The following is a 17,748-nucleotide window of genomic DNA, read 5'->3' on the forward strand; positions in this document are numbered from 1 at the left end:
GAAGATGTCCCGCCCCGTGCCGAACCCCGGCATTCTCGATATTGCGCCCTACACGCCCGGCAAGACCCCGGTGGCGGAGCCGGGCCGCAAGGTGTTCAAGCTCTCGGCCAACGAGACGCCCTTCGGACCCTCGCCCAAGGCGATCGAGGCCTTCAAGCACGTGGCTGATCATCTGGAGGACTATCCGGAAGGCACCTCGCGCGTGCTGCGCGAAGCGATCGGCCGCACTTTTGGGCTCGATCCCAACCGCATCATCTGCGGCGCCGGCTCGGACGAGATCCTCAATCTGCTGGCCCACACCTATCTCAGCCATGGTGACGAGGCGATCTCCACCACGCACGGCTTCCTGGTGTACCCGATCGCGACCATGGCGGTCGGCGCCAAGAATGTCGTCGCAGCGGAGACGAACCTCACCTCGGATGTCGATGCCATCTTGAAATCCGTGACGCCGCGGACAAAACTGGTCTGGCTCGCCAACCCGAACAATCCGACCGGCACCTATCTGCCGTTCGACGAGGTCAAGCGCCTGCGCGCCGGCCTGCCGTCGCATGTGTTGCTGGTGCTCGACGCCGCCTATTCCGATTACGTTTCCCGCAACGACTACGAGATGGGGATCGAGCTCGTCGCCACCACCGAGAACACGGTGGTGACGCACACCTTCTCCAAGATCCACGGCCTTGCAGCGCTGCGCGTCGGCTGGATGTTCGGCCCCGAGCACATCATCGATGCCGTGAACCGCATCCGCGGCCCTTTCAACGTGTCGACGCCGGCGATGTACGCCGCGGTCGCCGCGATCGAGGACACCGCACACCAGGCGATGTCGAAGCAATTCACCGAGACTTGGCGCAACTGGCTGGCCGAGGAGATCACCAAGCTCGGGCTCAAGGTGACGCCCGGCGTCGCCAATTTCGTGCTGATCCATTTTCCGACCGACAAGGGCAAGACCTCGGACGACGCCGACGCCTATCTGACCAAGCGCGGCCTCGTGCTGCGCGGGCTGAAGAATTACGGTCTGCATCATTCGCTGCGCATGACCATCGGCACCGAGGAGGCCAACCGCCTCGTCGTCGACGGCCTGCGTGACTTCGTGGCCGGCAAATGAACGCCGAAGCGCACTTCCAGCGCGTTGCGCTGATCGGCTTCGGCCTGATCGGCGGCTCGATCGCGCGTGCTGCGAAGCTCCAGGGCTTGGCTTCCGAGATCGTCACCACCGCGCGCTCGGAGAAGACACGCGCGCGGGTGCTCGAACTCGGTATCGTCGACCGGGTCGTCGCGACCAATGCGGAAGCGGTGAAGGATGCCGATCTCGTCATCCTCTGCATCCCCGTCGGCGCCTGCGGGCCGGTGGCGCAGGAGATCGCAGGCTATCTGAAGCCGGGCGCGATCGTCTCCGACGTCGGCTCGGTCAAGGGCGCGATCGTCAGGGACATGGCGCCGCATCTGCCGAAGGGCATTCATTTTATTCCAGCGCATCCCGTTGCGGGCACCGAGCATTCGGGACCGGATTCCGGCTTCGCCGAGCTCTTCATCAACCGCTGGTGCATTTTGACGCCGCCGGAAGGCACCGACACCGCCGCCGTCGCGCACTTGCGCGCCTTCTGGGCCGCGATGGGCGCCAAGGTCGAGGTGATGACGCCGGATCATCATGATCTCGTACTCGCCATCACCAGCCATCTGCCGCATCTGATCGCCTACACCATCGTCGGCACCGCCGACGAGTTGCAGCAGGTGACGGAGTCCGAAGTCATCAAGTTCTCTGCCGGCGGCTTCCGCGACTTCACCCGCATCGCGGCGTCCGATCCGACGATGTGGCGCGACGTGTTCCTCGCCAACAAGGACGCCGTGCTGGAGATGCTCGGCACCTTCACCGAGGATCTCGCAAAGCTCACCCGCGCCATCCGCCGCGGCGACGGCGAGGCGCTGTTCGACCACTTCACGCGCACCCGCGCCATCCGTCGCGGCATCGTCGAGATAGGCCAGGATTCGGCCGCGCCCGATTTCGGCCGGCCGCATGCACAACTCGGCAAGAAGCCGGACTAATTATTTGAGCATGATCTTTTCGGAAAACCGCGGCACACTTTTCCGGATCATGCTCTAGCGGCGATCCTTGATCCTCGCGGTGCGGAGGCGGCCGGCTAGACCGGCGCCGATCTGCATGCACACGCCGAGTGCCCATGTGATGCCGAACATCAGATTGCCGGTCGCGTCCGAGGTTTCGTCGAACACGAAGGCGTAGAGCGCGAGCAGGCCTGCGCCCGCCGCGAGGAACGTGCCAGTTGCGCTGGCGAGACCGATCGCTGCGGATTGGTGTGCGGGCTTCGCCCGAAGCTGCGGCCAGCGCGGGATGTCGATCCCGAGATAGGCGCCGCTCATTCCGAGCACGATCAGCACGGCGGTGAATTCGACCGTGTCGAACCAGGGCAGCTCGACCCGCATCAACAATGCCGCGACGAAGGTCGCGCCGACCGCACCCGTCATCGCCAGGCCAAGCCGGGCGACGACGTGCGCGAGCCGAAGGATCAGAAGACCGTCGGACAACTGTCCCTCTCGGAAGACTAGAACGGGTAGTAGCGGATCTGGGTCATGACGATATTGTCGTCGGTCTTGGGCGCGCCACCGACACCGTCGAAAGCGATCCGCTGGGTGTAGGAGTACTGCACGCCGGCTTTGAGCGTGCCGTAATTGCCCTCATAGATGGTGTCGTAGATTCCGGCGGTGATTTGCCGGACCTCCTTTGTGTTGCCATTGCAGGTCGCCGCCGGCGAGTTCTCGATGCCACAACCGGCGTTGTTGTAGAGCGGATTTCCGTAGCCGAACGGGACCGTTCCGACATTGGCGAAATTGGCCTTGGCCTTTTCCAGGCCCGCATAGGAGTAGACATCGAGTCCCGGCGTCGCATGCCAGACCAGGCCGACCGTGGCCGCCGTGATGGTCAGCGGGAGGATGGTGCCGTCCTGCGCGAGTGCCGCGTCGGGGAACGGCGTCTGCGTGAAGCGCCCGAGCACGCCGTGGGAGCCATAGAGCTGGAGGTCGAGCGTTTTCGGAATCAGCTCGGCGAAGACGTGGCCGCCGAAACTCCCGGTATCATAGGTGTGATTGGCGTTGTTGAAGCGATCGAACAGCTGGCGATAGAGCGCCCAGGCCTCGACATGCAGCTTGTAGGGCCCAAGCCTTGGATCCCACGCCGCCTTGACGGTGACGTCGGGCACCTGGTTCAAGCTGACATTGTTGAGGTTGTTGAAGAAGCTCCCGCCCGGCCCGGTCAGATTGACTTGCAGGTTTGGGTTCAGCACACCCTGCGGGCCGACGGCGGGGGTGCCGACCGACGGGACGTTGCCGCCGAAGAAGGCTGTCTGGGCATTCTCGACCGACGCAGCGATCTTGAATTCGGGCCCAATGTCCTGCCAGACGCGCAGACCGGGTTGCCGCGCGGAGATAAATCCCGGAACGGATTCGAAGTCGATCACGCCGGGCGCATCGACGCCGTGCGAATCGATGCCCGCCCTGCCTGGGGAGTTCAACGACCATGATTGCCCGGCGAGGAAGTGGAGACCGAGATCGCTGCGGTCGACCTCCACGCTGAGCTGCCGCATGCGTGGATTGAACGAGTTGGTCGCAACCGAGCTCGCCGTCTGCGCCGCGCCTTCGAAGTCGATTTCACCGTAACCAGCAAGATGCGTGTCGGCGTCGACATTGCCTTCTGCCAGCACCGAGAACCTGCTCTGGCGCGCGGAGAAGCGCGTTTCCGGAATGTTGAAGTTTCGGCTCTGCTGGTAGGGGATGAAGTTGTAGACCGAGCCGGTGTCGGAAGCGAGATTGCGGGACCGGTAGATGCCGGTGAGATCGACCCAGCCGCCGAATGTCAGCGTGACGCCCTTGTAGCAGACCTTGCCGCCCGCACATGCCTCAACGGGCAGCGCCTTGTAGGTCCCCGGCATCGGCATGACTTTAGCCTGCACCGCTTCGACCTGGCGCGTCTTACGCGCCTCCGAATCCACCTTCTGCTGAAGCTCCTTCAGCTTCGCCTTCAGCGCCTGGATTTCGGTTGAGACATTGTCGTCGGCACGCGCCTGTCCCGAACAGGCAGCGAGTAGTCCTAGCATCAGTCCGCAATTGATGATCCGCACGTAAGCATCCCTCCACTGGGGAAGCAGGTGCTATTGGTTGCGCCCCCGGCGCGTGCATGCTTCCCTGGTGAGGAGTGATGCGAATGCGGCTGTGGTTATTCGCGGGCTCGCGCATCTTCTGCATCACGTTTTCCTGACGATCATGGTCGGAATATTTTCGTCGCTTCGCCGATCCGCACGCGCGCAATTGTCGCGCATGGACCAAGGCAGCCGCGCATTGGGCCCGACCGAGACATGGCCGGGCCCAACTCCGCGACGCGCAATGTCTCAAGGGGGATGGCGGCTATTTGCCCTTGGTCACGCGGATCACCGTGGGGCGCGGTGATTTCGCAGAAGGCACGTAGGCCATGGAATCGCGCGTAACGGGGCTCGACATGTTGCGGTCGCCGTTCGGATACTGGGCCTCGAAGGCAGCCGGCTCCTGCGCCTGCCACTGCGCGAGCGCGGGCGTCGCGAGTGCGGTCGAGATGGCGATGGCGGCAACGAACAGCTTGGACGTCGTCATGGGTTTCTCTCCTGCCTGGGCGGACCGCCTCATCGTGCGGTCGACATAGAGAGAGAGCGGACTTTGCGGCTCCGCATTCCCGATGCGAAGCCGCCTCATCATCACGTTGGCGCGAAGGCGCCGTGAGCGCCGATCAATACAGCGGCGGAATCTGGCCGACATTGACCGGGCCGAGCAGCACGGCGCCGTCGACGAACTTCAATGGGAAGCTGCGGGCCTTCTTGCCTTCCAGTGTGCTCTCGGTGCCGATCGAATTGATGCCGGCGGCAACGCCGGCATTGGCGTTCTGCTTGATGACCTTGCCGAGGCCGGGAACGGCGCGGTCGAGCGCACCAAAGAGATTGTTGAGGTCCTTTGACTTCACGCCCGGCGCGACGCGATCGAGGGTTGCCTGCGGCACGCCCTCTTCCAGCATCTTCTCGATGCCGAGCGCCGGGATCACGCGCTCCAGCCCGGTCACCGTCATCTGCAATTCGCCGTCGAGCCGGCCATTGACCGAGAGGCCGAGCGTGCCGGCGGCGACCGCGATCATCTCGCCCTGCTGGATCCGCGACTGCACGATCTCGATATGGCCGCCGACGGCCTGGATCTCGCGGAAGCGCTGCGGCCAAGGCTTTGGCGTGAGGTCCGAGAGCCCCGTGATCTTCGCGCGCGTGTCGGCCTCGAACGGCTCGGCGAGCAACGGATGCACGCCCTGGATACTACCCTGCGCGACGTGGAGTACGGTCTCGATGATGGGATGATCGGATGGCGATCCGTCGGCGAGGCGCCCGTGCAGCTCGACCTGCTTGGCTCGCGCGAGCGGCACCTGCGCGCTGCCATCGAGCCGGTTGATGCTGGGATCGTCGAACACGATGGAGGCGCGGTCCGGAATGGCCGGCAGGCCAATCACGCTGCTTCGGCCCTTGCTCCAGTTCACCACGAAGGTGTTTTGCGTGACGCCGTCCGTCAGCGTTGCCGGTGCCGAGAACTCGGCGATCACGTGCTTGGGATCATAGACCTGGGCGACCACCAGGATGTTGTCGAGCTTGGCCGTGAACGGCGTCTTGCTCGCGTTCTGCGAGATCAGGGCGACGCTGGCACCGGAACACTGGACCTCGAAGCGGAACGGGAAGCCCGCGATCGAGCGCTTGGCGCAATCATAGAGGCGGCCCGATTTGGCCTCCTGCGCGCGCCAGGCGTCGGCCGCCACTTCGGCCTGCGAGGCCGCATAGAACCAGAAGCCGCTCCAGGCGACGGCGAGGATCAGGAGGAGAACGGGGGGGATGAAGAGCCCCCAACGGGAGCGCCGGCCTGCGGCAACGGTCTTATCGGACATGCGGCGACCCTTTGACCCCAGATTTTGTCAAATGTAAGCGAGGCCGGCCTGCGGCGAAAGGCGGAGAATTCACTTCGCTTGGGGGCACGGTTCTGGTAGCCGTGCCCGAAATGTCGGAAATCACCCTCCCCTCCGTCACGACAGCCAAGGGCGACCTCTGGGTGTTCGGCTATGGCTCGCTGATGTGGCGGCCGGGCTTCGAATTCGAGGAACGTGTCCCGGCACGGTTGGTCGGCGAGCACCGCGCGCTCTGCGTCTATTCCTTCGTACATCGTGGCACGCCGGAGCAGCCCGGCCTGGTGCTCGGGCTCGACCGAGGCGGCGCCTGCCGCGGCATCGCCTTCCGCGTCGCCGAGAAAACCCGCGCCGACGTGGTCGCCTATTTGCGGGCGCGCGAGCAGGTGACGTCGGTCTATCGCGAAGTGATGCGCTCGGTGTGGCTGGAGAACGAGGCGCGCCAGCGCGTCTCCGCACTTGCCTATGTGGTCGACCGCGGTCATGTGCAATATGCCGGCCGGCTGTCGCTCACTGAGCAGCACCGCCACGTGCTCCAGGGCCACGGCCAGTCCGGCGCCAACCGCGACTATGTGACGGCGACCGTGAAGGCGATCGAGGCCGAAGGTTTTCGCGACACGCAATTGCATCAGCTCGCGACGATGCTGCATGGAGAGGCGCATTCCCTGCACACGCCGGCTCCGACTGACGACCGCGAGAATCGCTAGCTGCCCGAGGCCGCGTAGCTCGGCGCGGAGCCGATCAATCGCTCCTGCTCCTTCCGCCCTGCTTCGATGATGCGGCGAGTCGCGGCCTCGATCTCGTCGCGCACGCGCGCGATGTACTCGTCCTTGGGCAGGCCCGGCGGCAGCGGATCGAGGAATTCCACGACCAGCGTTCCGGGATAGCGCATGAAGGTGCGGCGCGGCCAGAACAGGCCGGAGTTGAGCGCGACCGGAAGGCTTTGCACGCCGCATGCGGAATAGATCTGGGCAAAGCCGGTCTTGTAGTCCGCCGCCGCACCGGCCGGCCGGCGCGTGCCTTCCGGGAAGATCACGAGCTGGCAACCGCTGCGCACCGCCGCGCGCGCCCGTCGTGTCATGTCTAGGAGCGCCTTCACGCCGGCGCCGCGGTCGATCGAGATCATGCCCATCTTGACCAGGAACTGACCGAAGACGGGAATGTGCATGAGCTGGCGCTTGAGGATGAAGATCGGGCGATCGAACAACGGCATTAGCGCGAACGTTTCCCAGAACGACTGGTGCTTGGCGACCACCACCAGAGGACCTGACGGAATCTTCTCGACGCCGCGGAATTCCACGTTGATGTTGCAGATCACGCGCATCAGAAACTGCGTCGCCTTAGCCCACCATCCCGCGACCGTTCGCAAGGCACGCGGCGGCATCGCGAAGGTCGGCAGCGCAACGATCGCGAGGCACACCAGCACCGCGTAAAACAGCACGTTGAAGACGAGCGAACGCAGGAAAATCAAAAACATCCGGAAAATCCGATCGATTGGCTCTGTCAGTTGGCCTGTGCCGTGGCGGGCCGCTTCGATTGCATGCCCGCAGGCTGCTCCAACACTTCGGGCGAAAGGTCAATCCCGAAATCCTCCAGCCGGACCCTGAGCTCGGCGGCGACGTACTTGACATATTCCGACAGCAACAGCCGCAGCGTCGAGGCCGAGGTCCACCACGGCTCCTCGCGCCATTTGTCGCCAACCACGACGAACGGGACCAGCGCCGTCTCCGGCATCGCGTGCGAGAATTCCACCAGCGCGCGCGGCATGTGATAATTCGAGGTGACCACGATCAGCGATTTGAAGCCGCGCCCCTCGGCCCAGCGCCGCGCCTCTGCCGCGTTGCCGCGGGTCGAGAGCGCGGTGCGGTCGAGATCGACGCAGCAGGTCATGAAGGACAGGTTCTCAGGCAGGGTCCGGGAAATGTCGCTTGCCGTGGAGGTCGGGTGCACGCCCGAGATCAAAAGCCTCTTGCCATAGCCGGCCGCGAGCAGCTCCATCGCATCCGACACCCGCGAGGAGCCGCCGGTCAGGACCACGATGCCGTCAGCCTTGCGGTCCGGCGCGATCTCGGCGCCGCGCAACTGCGCCAGGAACGCGACGAAGCCCGCCGCCGCGCCGACGAAAACAAACGCAACCGTCCACGCCACGGCCGCGCGCAGCCAGCCGCGCGGCAGGTTCGGCGATCGATCGTCGGTCGGCGAGGTCATGCGATGTCGGTGATCCCTTCCCCGGATGATTTTAGGACGTTTTGAGGCGAAGTGGAGTCCGGTTTTATAGGGCTCTCGAACGCAGTGGACCACTACTCTATCCGCGTCGGCGGTGTGCTCCCTGGCCCCGCCTGCGGGGGGAGGCGAAGAAGCCTCAATCGACATCATTCAATGTCGCAAACAGCGTCTGGCGCGAGGCGACTGCGGTGATCGCGCCGATCAGGACGGCCTGCACCGCGAGCACGACATAGCCGGACGGCCGCAGCGAGAAGGTGCCGAGCAGGGCCGCAAACTGGTCGCCGACAGGGGTGCCGGAGAACCAGCCGGCGATCGACTCGGAGAAGCCGAACAGCAACATGGCGACGCCGCCGCCGATCACGCCGCCTTCGAGGCCGAGCCTGAGGAAATGCCGCAAGAAGCGGTTGGCGATGTAGCGGTCGCCGGCGCCGACGAAATGCAGCACCTCGACGATCGGACGGTTCGCCGCCATGGCGCCGCGGGTCGCGAACGAGACCGAGATGATGGTCGCGACGATGACGAGCGCGAGGATGCCGATGCCGGCGAACACGGTGGCGTTGGTCATCGAGCGCATCCGCTCGATCCAGGCGCGGTGATCGTCGACGCTGGCGCTTGGCGCAACCTGTGTCACGCGAGCACGCAAGGCACCGAGATCGAGCGCCGTGCCGGGCTGCACGCGGGCGATGATCATGCGTGGCACCGGCAAATCGTCCATCGAAAGCCCGGTGCCGAGCCAGGGCTCGAGCAGCTTGCCGCTCTCGTCCTTGGTGAAGGGCTTGACCTCGACGATGCCGGCTTGCGCGCGCATCGCCTCGGTCACCGCCGCGGAGTCGCGCTCGATGTCGCGTCCGGATTGCGGGCGGACCTGGATGGTGATTTCGCTCGCGACATCCGACTGCCATTCCGCGGCCGAGGCGCTGACCAAGAGCACCGTGCCCGTCGTCATCGAGGCAAGGAAGGTCATGATGGCGACGACGGCGACCAGCGCGCGGCCGTGGATCGAGGCGCGCGGCACGATCGGCGACATGTTGCGCGCCCTGGCCGGAAGCTGCGGACGTTCCTGTCCGAGGTCGACCAGCACGCCGCGCTCGTCGGTCCTATTCATAGACGTGCAACCGTCCCTGATGCAGCACGAAGCGGCGCGCCTCGTACTGGTCCATCAAGGCAATATCGTGGGTCGCGATGATGACGGCGGTGCCGGACTTGTTGAGCTCGATGAAGAGCCGCAGCAACCTTCGCCCGAGCGTCGGGTCGACGCTGCCGGTCGGCTCGTCCGCGAGCAGGAGCTGCGGCCGCGAGATCACCGCGCGCGCGATCGCCGCGCGCTGCTTCTCGCCACCCGACAGGATCGGCGGCAGCGCATCCATGCGCTCGCCGAGGCCAACCCAGCGCAGGAGGTCGATGACTTCTTTCCGATAGCTCGACTCGCTGCGGCCCATGACGCGGAACGGCAGCGCCACGTTCTCATAGGTCGTCATGTGGTCGAGCAGGCGGAAATCCTGGAGCACGATGCCGATGCGTTTGCGCAGGTCGGCGATCTCGTCCTTGCCGAGCTGTGAGATGTCGTGGCCGAACAGATTGACGAGGCCGCGCGTCGGCCGGTGCGACAGGAACAACAGACGCAGCAACGACGTCTTGCCAGCGCCGGACGGGCCGGTGAGGAACTGGAAGGAATGCGCCGGGATATGGAAACTGAGGTCGCGCAGGATCTCCGGCCCCAGGCCGTAACGCAATCCGACATTTTCGAACCGAACCAAGCTCAGCTCCGTTCGAGGGGGGATTCGGCGCGCGCTGCGAGGTTTCGCCGCATGCGATCAAGGGGTTGTGCGACCGTTATGGTTTCCGGTTCGTTAACGGTCGCCCTGTAGCATTCAGGCCGCCCGGTTTCCAATGACTGGGGCATCGCCAAGATTCTCCATGCATCAAGGCTCGTCCATGCATATCGTCTGCCCCCATTGTACGACATCCTACGCCATCAAGCTTGCGAGCCTTGGGGCCAATGGGCGGACGGTCCGCTGCTCCCGCTGCAAGGAAACCTGGATGGCGCATCCCGAGGATGCCATCGAGGAGGTGGCCGTACCGGCCATGGCGGCGGCCAGCCAGGCCGACGACGAGGCCAGCCTCGCGGAGCAGTGGAACTCGTACGCCAAGGACGACGGCGCGGCCGAGACCCCGGTGGTCGAGAGCCCCTCGATCGCCAGCGACTGGCCCACCGAGGATGCCCAGGAGACCGAAGACGCGACCGAAGACGATTGGTCGGCTGCAGCCCGGTCCACTGAAGACGATGGCGCCGGCGAACCGCACCAATCCTGGTTCCGCGGCCTGTTCCAGCGCCGCGGCGCGCGGGTCCGCCGCCCGGTCGCCGCCACGGCACGGCGCAAATCCCATTTCGGCCTGCCGACCGCCTGCGCCGCCATGGGCGCGCTGGTGCTGGCGCTGGTGATCTGGCGCGGCGACATGGTGCGGCTGCTGCCGCAGACGGCGGCGTTCTACAAGATGGTCGGGTTTGATGTGAATCTGCGCGGGCTCGCCTTCAAGGACGTCAAACTGTCGAGCGAGACCGTGGACGGTAAGCAGGTGCTGGTGATCGAGGGCGTGATCGTCGGCCAGGGCAAGAGGGCGCTCGATATCCCGCGGCTGCGCTTCGCGGTGCGCGATGCGCAGGGCGCGGAGATCTACGCCTGGAATACGGTGCTGGAGCAGACCGTGCTCCAGCCCGGCGAGCGCGCCTTCTTCAGGTCACGTCTGGCATCACCGCCGCCGGAAGGCCGCAATATCGACGTTCGCTTCTTCAACCGGCGCGACATTGCCGGCGGCAGCGTATAATCGGTCCCGCGCGGGAGATTGGTCCCAAGGTTGGTCTCATGCCAAAAGTCTTGATCGCCGATGACGAGGATTCGATGCGCCTGCTCGTGGCGCGCGCCATCGCCATGGACGGCCACAAGACCGTCACCGCGCAGGACGGCGCCGAGGCGCTGGAGATCCTGACCCGCGAGGACGGCGCGTTCGATCTGTTGCTCACCGACATCCAGATGCCGGTCATGGACGGCATCGCGCTGGCGCTCTCCGCCGCGCGCGACTTCCCCGACCTGACCATTTTGCTGATGACCGGCTATGCCGACCAACGCGAGCGCGCGTCGAATTTGAACGCGCTGGTGCATGACGTCGTGACAAAACCGTTCTCGGTCGCCGACATCCGCACGGCGGTCGCGGACGCGCTCGCGGCGAAGAAGACCTGAAGCCCCAACTTAGCCGAACCTGATCCGTCAACCTTGTAGGTCACGACTCGCTGGATCGGCTAGATTGGCCGATGCGGTGACGGAGGACGGGGCGAGAGCGTAGCCCTCAGAAATCCTTCAGCAGCCGCTCGATGTAGTCGAGTTCGATCTGCGGACGCGAGGGGTCGCCGAGGCGGCGGCGGAGCTCTTCGAGAATGCGGCGGACGCGCTGGACGTCGATCTCGCCGGGGATCTTGACCGTATAGTCGTCGCCGAATTCGCGGCCGTGCAGCGGACGGCCGAGCGGGTCGGTCTGGTTGCCGCCGCTCTGCTGGCGGCCGGCGCGATTGCCGGGACCGTCGCCCTGGCCGTCGCCGTCGCCCTGCTGCATCGCCTCGGCCATCTTCTGCGCGCCCTTGCGCATTGCATCCAGCGCCTTGCCCTGGGAGTCCACGGCGCCGTCGGCATTGCCTTCGCCGAGCTTGCCGCCGGCATCGCCCATGGCGCCGTCGGCAGCGTCAAGCCCGCCATCATCGTCGCCCTGGTCGGCGTCCTGATCGCCGTTCTGCCCCTGGTCGCCTTGCTGACCCTGCTGGCCCTTCTGTCCCTGCTGTCCCTGCTGGCCTTTCTGACCCTTCTGCGCGAGGCCGCGCTTGGCCATTTCGTCCTGCAGCTTCCTCAGGCGGTCGCGCAGCCCCTGCTGGTCCTGCTGGAGATCGGACATCGACTGGTCGCCCTGCTGCTTGCCGCGCTGGCGGTCGCGCCGGGAATCCTGGCCCTGCTTGTAGGTCTTGTCGCGCAATTGCTGCTGCTTGCGGATCATGTCGCCGAGCTCGTTGAGCGCCTGCTCCATGTCGCTCTCGCCGGACTGCCCCGGCTGCGCCATCTGAAGACCTTCCAGCATCTGCTGGAGCTGGTCGAGCAGTTGCTTGGCGGCATCCTTGTCGCCGGAGCGCGACAGACGCTCCATGCGGTCGATCATGTTCTGGAGATCCTGCTGGCGCAGGATCTTGGTGTTGGGATCAAGCGGACGAGCGAGCTGCTGAGCATCCTTGTTGTTGCGGAACTGCTCGGCGAGCTGGCGCATGAAATTGTCCAGCGCCGCCCGCAGATCCTGCGTGAGCTTCTTGATCTCCTCGTCGCTGGCGCCGCGCTCCAGCGCCTGCTTGAGCGCGTCCTGCGCCGCGCGCAACGCCTTCTCGACGTCGGAGATGTTGCCGTCCTCGATCGTCACCGCAAGCGCCCAGAGGCTCGCCACGACATCGCGCATGGCGTCGTCGGTGCGCGCAGCCTCGAGCTGGCGCGCGACGTTGTAGAGGCCGAGATATTGACCGGTCTCCTGCGTGAACAGTTCAGGCGCGATCATCAGCGCGTCGAGCGCGGTGTAGACGTCGGAATTCTTGTTGGCGTCGAGCGCAAGGATGCGACGCTGCTCGATCAGGGCGCGCGCCAGCGGCTTCGTAAACAGCCGCTCGGGCAGACGCATGTTGAACGGCTCGCTCTTCGCTTCGTTGCCGGCCTCGTCCTTGGCGGTGAGCGTCAGCGTGATATCAGCGCCGGCATAGGGATCCTCGCTGAGATCCTTCACCGTCTGGCCGACGCCGTTGCGGGTGCGCGCGTTCGGCAGCACCAGCGGAAACTGCGGCGGCTGGAACAGCGGCCTTGCGGCAGTCTTGGCGGCGGCCTTGGTGTCGCCGTCCTTGCTGGCGTCGTTGGAACGCGTAGCAATTTGCGCCTCGGCGCCGGTGACGCCGTAATCGTCCTCGATCTTGTAGACGAGCTGGAGCGCGCCCCGCGCCTGGCGCTCCGGATCCTTGGCGAGCGCGATCGTCGGCGGGCGGTCGGGCGTCGCCGCAAACGCCCATTGCGGCTGGCCGGAGGGCGCGCGGACATGGGCGGTGCCGTCACCGGTGATGGTAAAATGCTTCTCGTTGGTGCCTTTGGGCGTGGCTTCCGCGGGCGCGACCTCCTTGAGGCCGCCGGACACGGCGACATCGAGACTGCCACCGGAAGAGCGCACGATCAGGGTCGAGCCCGCGGGCACGGCGAGCGGACCGCTGGCGGGCAGTGCGGCGGCCTCCTTGTTCGCGGCCGACAGGATGACCGGCGGCTTTCCGGTGTAGAGCGGCGGCGTCACCCAGGCATCGACGCGCACATTCGTGGGCGCCAGCACGCCGTTCCAGTCGAAGGCGGCCCCTAACCGCATCACACGCTCGTCACCGGCGGCGAAGAAAGTTGCGACCAGCATCACCATGACCAGCGCGCGCAGCGCCCAGGGATCGTGGATCGCGAGCCGCGGCTGCGGCAATCCGGCGCGGATGCGCTTGAGCGAGGCCAGCGTGCGCTCGCGCTGCGCCTGCCACAGCGCCTTCGCGACCGGGTCCTGGGTGGTCAGCGTGTCCGTGAGCGTGGTGGCGGGACGGTGACGGATGCCCGAACCGCGGTCGAGCCGGGCGAGCCCCTCCTCGCGGCTGGGCCAGCGAAAACGAATCAGCGGGAAAAGGGCGGTCGCGGCGATGCCAGCGAAAACGACGAGACCGATGGCGCGGACGACGGAGGGGAGGGCCAGCCAGAGACCGGCCCAGGACACCACCAGAAACAGGCCGACCACGGTCAGAACGCGCGCGAGATTCGGCCAGGCACGCTCCCATGCGATGGCATAGATGGCCCGATCGAGGGCCTGCGCCAGCTTCAGCCGCGACAGAGCGTCGCCATCGCGGATCGGGTCTGACGGGTCGGGGGTGCCGCCGTTCAATAAACTCTCCAGGTTACCCGGGCGAGCGAAGCCTATCACAACGGCAGCACTGAGGCATCCGTTCCTGTACGGGACATCCCCCTTTTCCCGCATAACACGAGGACGTGACTGCTCCGGCTCAACCCCGTAGTTTCCGCGGCGCCACCTGCGAGAAATGCAAGGGAAGTAGAGGAAACGCCATGGACAAGAAAATGCACGACAAGGGCCTGGAAGTCCGCAAAGCGGTGCTGGGCGAAGCCTATGTCAACAACGCGCTGAAGAACGTCGATGATTTCAACCGTCCGTTCCAGGAGATGCTCAACGAATATTGCTGGGGCACGGTGTGGGGTCGCGAGGAGCTGCCGCGCAAGACCCGCAGCATGCTCAACATCGCGATGATCGCCATCCTCAACCGCCAGCACGAGTTTCGCGCGCATCTCAAGGGCGCGCTGACCAACGGCGTCACCCGCGACGAGATTCGCGAGATCCTGATGCAGGTCGCGATCTATGGCGGCATGCCGGCCGCGGTGGATAGTTTTCGGATTGCGCGCGAGGTGTTCGCGGAGCTTGATGGGAAGGCCTGAGGGGGCAAGCCCTCTCAACGTCGTCCCGGCGAAGGCCGGGACCCATAACCACCGTTGGATGTGGTTATGGGGACTCGGAGTTACCGCCTTCACACAACGACTCCTCCCTGGGGTTATGGGTCCCGGCCTTCGCCGGGACGACAGTGGGGGATTTGGCGCGCACTTCTTCCAACAACGAATAAGCAAGACAAGGAAACACCATGGACATCGGATTCATCGGCCTCGGAAACATGGGTTTCCCGATGGCGCGGCGGCTGGTCGAGGCTGGACACAAGCTCGTCGTGTTCGACACGCGCAAGGAGGTCGTCGATAAGCTTGTCGCGCGCGGCGCGACGGCCGCGACGTCACCGAAGGACGTTGCCGACCAGGTCGAGACCGTGATGGCAAGCCTGCCGTCGCTACAGGCCTCGCTCGCGGTCGCGACGGGGCCGAACGGCGTGATCGAGGGCAGCCGCGCCAAGCGCTTCATCGATCTCTCCACGGTCGGCTCGGCGATGGCGGCAAAGATTCACGGCCTGCTGGCAAAACGCAACATCGTGCAGATCGACTGCCCGGTGTCCGGCGGCGTCGGCGGCGCCGAGAAGGGCACGCTGGCGGTGATGGTCTCAGGGCCGAGGGCGGAGTTCGAACTGCTCAAGCCGGCGCTCGACGTGATCGGAAAAGTCTTCTTCATCGGCGAGAAGCCAGGCGCGGCGCAGACCATGAAGCTCGCCAACAATTTCCTGTCCGCCACCGCGATCGTGGCGACGTCCGAAGCGGTGGTGATGGGCGTCAAGGCCGGGCTCGATCCCGCCGTGATGATCGACGTCATCAATTCCGGCTCCGGCATGAACACCGCGAGCCGCGACAAGTTTCCGCGCGCCGTGCTGCCGCGAACCTTCGACTTCGGCTTCGCGACGGGACTGATGGTGAAGGACGTGCGGCTGGCGCTGGAGGAGATGAAGCAGCTCGGCCTGTCGATGGAAGTCGCTGATGCCGTCGGGCGTCTGTGGGAAACCGTGATCAGCGCGGAAGGCGCGGAGTCCGATTTCACCGCGGCGATCAAGCCGATCGAGAAGAAGGCGGGCGTCGTCGTCGGCGGCAAGCCAGGTGGACTTGCCGGGAAGTAGCATCGGCGCTCAGCCATCGCTCACAACCGCGCGGTGAATTTTGTCAAACACTCGCGAAAGCGTCGGATCGCAATGCAACATCCTTGAGTTGTGATCGCACTCGGCTATCCTGTCCGCTCTACATGACTGCAAAAAATCAGGGAGGACAGAATGAAGCGTCATCGACACTTACTTGTCGGTGCGACCATGGCTCTGTTTGCCTATGTCGCCATCGACAGCTCGCCCGCAATGGCGACGCCGTGCACCAATCTTCGATCCTTGCAACTGCAGCACACGCTGATCAATTCGGCCGACGACAACACCACCGGCACCTTCGTCCCGCCAGGCTCGAGCCCGATCACTGGCCTTCCCGCCTTCTGCCGCGTCACTGCAACCCTGATTCCCAGCTCGGACTCCAGCATCAAGATCGAAGTCTGGCTGCCTGAAACCACGTGGAACGGCAGGTTCCTCGGCACCGGCGGCGGCGGCTTCCAGGGTGTGATCACCTACAACGAGCTCGCCCTTGGCATCCAGGGTGGCTTTGCCGCGACCAACAGCGATCTCGGCACGGGCTCATCGGGATGCAATCCACTATTCTGCGGCTCGGCCGGCAACATGGGCAACGTGCTGGCGGCAGAGTTCGGCGATCCGACGACGCCGTCGACGGGCCTGTTCGGGCATCCCGAGCGGATCAAGGATTTCGGCTATCGGGCGATCCATTTGATGACCGAGCGCGGCAAGGAGATCGTCAGCGCGTTTTACGGCCATCGATCACAAAGGGCCTATTTCGCCGGCTGCTCCACCGGCGGCCAGAACGCCCTGATGGAAGCGCAGCGCTTCCCCAACGACTATGACGGCATCCTGGCGGGCGCGCCCGCATTCAACCGGACCCACCTGCACATTGCGGGGCTCTATGGCTGGCAGAACACGCATGCGAGCCCGGGCCGGTTCATCCAGGCCGGCCAGATGACGTTGATCAACCAGGCCGTGATCAAGCAATGCGTCGGCCAGGACGGCGGCGCCAGCACCGATCAGTTCCTGACCGATCCGCGCGACTGTCATTTTGATCCGAAGGTCCTGCTCTGCACCGGCGGCAACGTGCCGCCCGCCTGTCTGACCGCCGACCAGGTCACGACCATGCAGAGATACTACGCCGGCACCATCGACCCGGTGAACGGACAGCTCATCAATCCGGGCTCCGAACGCGGCAACGAGACCGACGACATCCTCGCCCTCGGCCTGGCGTTGCAGGAGCGATTTCCCGAACCGGCCTTCGACGGGCTGTTCTACTGGGTATTCGGCCCGAGCTTCGGCTACCCCGCAAGCCCGGTCAATTTTTCCAACTTCGACTTCCACCGCGCCATCGACACCGTCGACGACCAGCTCGCCGCAACGCTGAACGCAACCAGCACCGATCTCGGCGAATTCCGGGAGCATGGCGGCAAGCTCCTGATGTATCACGGCTGGGCCGACCCGCTGATCCCGTCACAGAGCAGCATCAACTACTTCAATGCACTGGTCGGGAATGAAGGACGCGGGTTCCAGCAGGCCGGCTTCTTCGACGGTAGCCCGGCGCTGCGACGAACCCAGAGCTACACGCGGCTGTTCATGGTGCCCGGGATGTATCACTGCTCGGGCGGGCCCGGTCCCAACACGTTTGATGCGCTCACACCGCTCGTCAAATGGGTCGAGGGCGGGGTCGCGCCGGACACGATCCTCGCCACGAAATTCGTTGGCGACACGCCGCCCGCGGTTCAGATGACCCGGCCGCTCTGCGTCTTCCCCAAGGTCGCGAAGTACAACGGCAGCGGCAGCACCAGCATTGCGACGAACTTCACCTGCGTCACCGACGAGAACGACTTCAACCAGAAGCCGGCGCCCAAATACGGGCCATGAGGCGCGCGGCGCCGGCAAGCCCAGGCTAGCCGGCGCC

General features: G+C 65.2%; 17 protein-coding genes. 8 read left to right on the forward strand and 9 right to left on the reverse strand.

Going from position 1 to position 17,748, the window contains the following annotated elements:
- Window positions 1-4 precede the first annotated feature (4 nt).
- Both ACPPVR_RS38760 and ACPPVR_RS38765 read left to right on the forward strand, forming a co-directional pair.
- Entirely contained in the window at window positions 5-1,102 is a 1,098-nt protein-coding gene (locus ACPPVR_RS38760) for a pyridoxal phosphate-dependent aminotransferase (RefSeq protein WP_426611739.1), read from the forward strand.
- Window positions 1,099-2,040 carry a prephenate/arogenate dehydrogenase family protein gene (locus ACPPVR_RS38765; RefSeq protein ID WP_426611740.1) on the forward strand — a complete coding sequence of 314 codons (942 nt, stop codon included), beginning with the start codon at window positions 1,099-1,101 and terminating at the stop codon, window positions 2,038-2,040. The genes ACPPVR_RS38760 and ACPPVR_RS38765 overlap by 4 nt, the downstream gene beginning before the upstream one ends.
- Before the next feature lie 54 nt (window positions 2,041-2,094).
- On the opposite strand, the gene ACPPVR_RS38770 is transcribed toward ACPPVR_RS38765, so the two are convergent.
- From ACPPVR_RS38770 to ACPPVR_RS38785, 4 genes are all read right to left on the reverse strand, one after another.
- Complete coding sequence (locus tag ACPPVR_RS38770; protein ID WP_426611741.1) at window positions 2,095-2,538, reverse strand: hypothetical protein; 444 nt, start codon at window positions 2,536-2,538, stop codon at window positions 2,095-2,097.
- A 17-nt stretch (window positions 2,539-2,555) separates the two neighbouring features.
- On the reverse strand, window positions 2,556-4,127 hold the full coding sequence (locus ACPPVR_RS38775) for a hypothetical protein (protein WP_426611742.1): 1,572 nt from the start codon (window positions 4,125-4,127) through the stop codon (window positions 2,556-2,558).
- A 283-nt stretch (window positions 4,128-4,410) separates the two neighbouring features.
- A complete protein-coding gene (locus ACPPVR_RS38780) occupies window positions 4,411-4,632 on the reverse strand; it encodes a hypothetical protein (RefSeq protein WP_426611743.1) in 222 nt (73 codons plus the stop codon).
- Between the two features lie 133 nt (window positions 4,633-4,765).
- Entirely contained in the window at window positions 4,766-5,950 is a 1,185-nt protein-coding gene (locus ACPPVR_RS38785) for a DUF2125 domain-containing protein (RefSeq protein WP_426611744.1), read from the reverse strand.
- A 110-nt stretch (window positions 5,951-6,060) separates the two neighbouring features.
- Between ACPPVR_RS38785 and ACPPVR_RS38790 the strand changes: the two genes are divergently transcribed.
- A complete protein-coding gene (locus ACPPVR_RS38790; protein ID WP_426611745.1) occupies window positions 6,061-6,672 on the forward strand; it encodes a gamma-glutamylcyclotransferase in 612 nt (203 codons plus the stop codon).
- Here ACPPVR_RS38790 and ACPPVR_RS38795 read toward each other — a convergent pair.
- The 4 genes from ACPPVR_RS38795 to ftsE all read right to left on the reverse strand — a co-directional run bounded on the left by ACPPVR_RS38795 (window position 6,669) and on the right by ftsE (window position 9,948).
- Window positions 6,669-7,442 (reverse strand): lysophospholipid acyltransferase family protein, encoded by a 774-nt coding sequence (locus ACPPVR_RS38795; RefSeq protein WP_426611746.1) that lies wholly within the window; start codon window positions 7,440-7,442, stop codon window positions 6,669-6,671. The genes ACPPVR_RS38790 and ACPPVR_RS38795 overlap by 4 nt on opposite strands.
- Window positions 7,443-7,468: 26 nt before the next feature.
- Window positions 7,469-8,173 (reverse strand): YdcF family protein, encoded by a 705-nt coding sequence (locus ACPPVR_RS38800; RefSeq protein WP_426611747.1) that lies wholly within the window; start codon window positions 8,171-8,173, stop codon window positions 7,469-7,471.
- A 154-nt stretch (window positions 8,174-8,327) separates the two neighbouring features.
- Complete coding sequence (locus ACPPVR_RS38805) at window positions 8,328-9,296, reverse strand: cell division protein FtsX (protein ID WP_426611748.1); 969 nt, start codon at window positions 9,294-9,296, stop codon at window positions 8,328-8,330.
- Entirely contained in the window at window positions 9,289-9,948 is a 660-nt protein-coding gene (gene ftsE / locus ACPPVR_RS38810) for a cell division ATP-binding protein FtsE (protein WP_426611749.1), read from the reverse strand. Before ftsE ends, ACPPVR_RS38805 begins: the two co-directional genes overlap by 8 nt.
- 178 nt (window positions 9,949-10,126) lie before the next feature.
- On the opposite strand from ftsE, the gene ACPPVR_RS38815 reads away from it, so the two are divergent.
- Complete coding sequence (locus tag ACPPVR_RS38815) at window positions 10,127-11,017, forward strand: MJ0042-type zinc finger domain-containing protein (protein ID WP_426611750.1); 891 nt, start codon at window positions 10,127-10,129, stop codon at window positions 11,015-11,017.
- Window positions 11,018-11,055: 38 nt separating this feature from the next.
- A complete protein-coding gene (locus ACPPVR_RS38820; protein WP_426611751.1) occupies window positions 11,056-11,430 on the forward strand; it encodes a response regulator in 375 nt (124 codons plus the stop codon).
- 106 nt (window positions 11,431-11,536) lie between these two features.
- On the opposite strand, the gene ACPPVR_RS38825 is transcribed toward ACPPVR_RS38820, so the two are convergent.
- Window positions 11,537-14,164, reverse strand: a complete 2,628-nt coding sequence (locus ACPPVR_RS38825) for a TIGR02302 family protein (protein WP_426611752.1) — start codon at window positions 14,162-14,164, stop codon at window positions 11,537-11,539.
- A 179-nt stretch (window positions 14,165-14,343) separates the two neighbouring features.
- Between ACPPVR_RS38825 and ACPPVR_RS38830 the strand changes: the two genes are divergently transcribed.
- The 3 genes from ACPPVR_RS38830 (at window position 14,344) to ACPPVR_RS38840 (ending at window position 17,711) form a co-directional block, all read left to right on the forward strand.
- Window positions 14,344-14,727 carry a carboxymuconolactone decarboxylase family protein gene (locus tag ACPPVR_RS38830; protein WP_045005367.1) on the forward strand — a complete coding sequence of 128 codons (384 nt, stop codon included), beginning with the start codon at window positions 14,344-14,346 and terminating at the stop codon, window positions 14,725-14,727.
- A gap of 200 nt (window positions 14,728-14,927) precedes the next feature.
- A complete protein-coding gene (locus tag ACPPVR_RS38835; protein ID WP_426611753.1) occupies window positions 14,928-15,836 on the forward strand; it encodes an NAD(P)-dependent oxidoreductase in 909 nt (302 codons plus the stop codon).
- 150 nt (window positions 15,837-15,986) lie between these two features.
- The gene (locus tag ACPPVR_RS38840; RefSeq protein ID WP_426611754.1) at window positions 15,987-17,711 is read left to right on the forward strand and encodes a tannase/feruloyl esterase family alpha/beta hydrolase; all 1,725 of its coding nucleotides are present in this window, start codon (window positions 15,987-15,989) and stop codon (window positions 17,709-17,711) included.
- Window positions 17,712-17,748 lie beyond the last annotated feature (37 nt).

This window comes from Bradyrhizobium sp. McL0616 (assembly GCF_049993385.1).
Classification (GTDB): domain Bacteria; phylum Pseudomonadota; class Alphaproteobacteria; order Rhizobiales; family Xanthobacteraceae; genus Bradyrhizobium.

Bases quoted from the DNA above. Each gene is read 5' to 3' on its own strand.
- ACPPVR_RS38760 (WP_426611739.1), top strand. From the start codon at position 5: ATGTCCCGCCCCGTGCCGAACCCCGGCATTCTCGATATTGCGCCCTAC.
- ACPPVR_RS38765 (WP_426611740.1), top strand. From the start codon at position 1,099: ATGAACGCCGAAGCGCACTTCCAGCGCGTTGCGCTGATCGGCTTCGGC.
- ACPPVR_RS38780 (WP_426611743.1), bottom strand. From the start codon at position 4,632: ATGACGACGTCCAAGCTGTTCGTTGCCGCCATCGCCATCTCGACCGCA.
- ACPPVR_RS38785 (WP_426611744.1), bottom strand. From the start codon at position 5,950: ATGTCCGATAAGACCGTTGCCGCAGGCCGGCGCTCCCGTTGGGGGCTC.
- ACPPVR_RS38790 (WP_426611745.1), top strand. From the start codon at position 6,061: ATGTCGGAAATCACCCTCCCCTCCGTCACGACAGCCAAGGGCGACCTC.
- ACPPVR_RS38795 (WP_426611746.1), bottom strand. From the start codon at position 7,442: ATGTTTTTGATTTTCCTGCGTTCGCTCGTCTTCAACGTGCTGTTTTAC.
- ACPPVR_RS38800 (WP_426611747.1), bottom strand. From the start codon at position 8,173: ATGACCTCGCCGACCGACGATCGATCGCCGAACCTGCCGCGCGGCTGG.
- ACPPVR_RS38805 (WP_426611748.1), bottom strand. From the start codon at position 9,296: ATGAATAGGACCGACGAGCGCGGCGTGCTGGTCGACCTCGGACAGGAA.
- ACPPVR_RS38815 (WP_426611750.1), top strand. From the start codon at position 10,127: ATGCATATCGTCTGCCCCCATTGTACGACATCCTACGCCATCAAGCTT.
- ACPPVR_RS38820 (WP_426611751.1), top strand. From the start codon at position 11,056: ATGCCAAAAGTCTTGATCGCCGATGACGAGGATTCGATGCGCCTGCTC.
- ACPPVR_RS38830 (WP_045005367.1), top strand. From the start codon at position 14,344: ATGGACAAGAAAATGCACGACAAGGGCCTGGAAGTCCGCAAAGCGGTG.
- ACPPVR_RS38835 (WP_426611753.1), top strand. From the start codon at position 14,928: ATGGACATCGGATTCATCGGCCTCGGAAACATGGGTTTCCCGATGGCG.
- ACPPVR_RS38840 (WP_426611754.1), top strand. From the start codon at position 15,987: ATGAAGCGTCATCGACACTTACTTGTCGGTGCGACCATGGCTCTGTTT.